At 62.8% G+C, this 2038-nt stretch carries 1 protein-coding gene; it reads left to right on the forward strand.

Going from position 1 to position 2038, the window contains the following annotated elements; genetic code table 11:
* The first annotated feature begins 197 nt into the window (after positions 1–197).
* Entirely contained in the window at positions 198–1970 is a 1773-nt protein-coding gene (locus B3C64_RS03725; protein ID WP_291533828.1) for a bifunctional ADP-dependent NAD(P)H-hydrate dehydratase/NAD(P)H-hydrate epimerase, read from the forward strand.
* Positions 1971–2038 lie beyond the last annotated feature (68 nt).

Here is a 2038-nt window from a genome sequence, read left to right on the forward strand (position 1 = left end):
AACTGAGCTACGCAGGAATATATCCTGTACGGAATTGCTTCCGTGCACAAGTCACATATATTACACGAACCTTCCCTATACGCAAATCGTACTCGAATCAGCGTGTCGCACGTATCGGGGCGTCCAATCCGTCGTTTACGCCGCATCGATGACTAGACTGGAAACCGTTGCCATGGAATACAAGGGGAAGGATTGCTATGGACATCGACGACGCCGACCGTTTGCAGACGTTGCTGTACAGCGCCTACGATTCCGATACCGTGCGTGAGATGGAGCGGCCGCTTCTTGATGATGGCGTGCCGCTGATGCGCATGGCTGCCGCAGCGACCGCGCATACGGCCATGTCGTTGCTGGACGATGCGGGCGTCGCCATTGAAAACGCGCGCGTGACGCTGTTGGCCGGAGCCGGCAACAACGGCGGCGACGGCTTGTATGCGGCCGCGGAACTGGCAAACGAAGGCGCCCAAGTGACCGCAATCGCCACCGGTCGTTCATTGCATGAGGAGGGTTTCACTGCTTTCGTACGCGCGGGAGGGCGCGTGCTGGTGCTCGATCCCGCCGCGGAAATCCCCGGATGCGCGGCGGGATTCTCGGCAGGCGAAGCCGGCGAACGGTTGCAGGCCGCGGTCGAATACGCACGGGACTCGCATGTGGTCATCGATGCTATGACGGGCATTGGAGCGGCAGGCGCATTGCGTGGCATCGCCGGTACGATCGCCTCCTCTCTGGGCATGAACGGGATGCCTCCCAGCCGTCCCGCCTTGCCCGGCAACGAGCCTTCCATGGAATTCCCACTGATTGTAGCCGTGGACGCGCCATCGGGTGTGGGTGTGGACGACGGTTCACTTCCCGGACCATACATCCCCGCGGACACGACGGTGACTTTCGGCGCCATGAAACCCTGCGCCATGGTACCGCCGGCTTCTTATGCCTGCGGTCATGTCGTTCTGGTGGACTTCGGCTTCGATGTCGACGAATCGATGCCCGCGGTCGAAATGGTCGATGGCGATTTCGCCGCGGAATCCGTGCGCATCCCCCGGTTGGCGGACGGCAAGTATTCGCGCGGCGTTGTCGGACTGGTCACCGGTTCCGCACGATACCCCGGCGCGGCAGTATTGTCCGCCGGAGCCTCGGCCAGGTCGAGCGTCGGCATGGTACGGTATCTCGGTCCGCAACGCGCTCAGGACATGGTGCTCGCCGCCTTCCCCGAGGCCGTGCTCGGCAAGGGTCGGGTGCAATCCTGGGTAGTGGGTTCCGGCGTGCCGACCGCCGATGACGACGCAGCCGGCGGAGACGTTCAGCGCGACACCATCGACGCGCTGCTCAGGCACTATACGCTGCCGACGAATGAAGGCGATGCCGACCACATGGATTCTCCGGCGCTCGGCATGCCGCCTATCGTCGTGGATGCTGGAGCGCTCGACCTATTGCCAGCCAAAGTCCCCCCGCAGGTGGTGATCACGCCGCATGCCGGCGAACTGGCCCGGCTACTGAACCGGCTGGAGGACCATGAAATCACCACGCGGACGATTGCCTCGAATCCCCTCAGATACGCGCGTGAGGCGCACATGCTGACCGGCGCGACCGTATTGCTCAAAGGCGCGGTGACCATCGTAGTGGGAGATGATGGAGAAGGAGGCGAACGCGTGGTGCTTTCCGGACGGGCACCGGCCTGGATGTCCACCGCCGGCTCGGGTGATGCGCTCGCGGGAATATTAGGCGCGTTGCTTGCGCAGCAGGATGACGCGCTTGCCGAAAATCCGTCTTTGGTTCCCGAAGTCACCGCGGCCGCGGCATACATCCATGGCCTGGCCGGTGCCCTCGCATCGCATTCGGAGCAGCGCGGATGGCCCCGGCCTCATGTATACGGCCGCCCGGACAAACACCATTTCGATGACTTGGGACATCCGATCGTCGCGGGCGACATCGTCAGCGAGATTCAGTCCGCCTTCGCGCAGCTTCTGCAGTAGACGCTTCAATCGCGTATGAAGGATGTTCAGGCGGATTGGTTGGTACGAGGCCCCTTTCCTGTTCCAGA

Source organism: Bifidobacterium sp. UBA6881, from assembly GCA_002451435.1.
GTDB lineage: Bacteria > Actinomycetota > Actinomycetes > Actinomycetales > Bifidobacteriaceae > Bifidobacterium.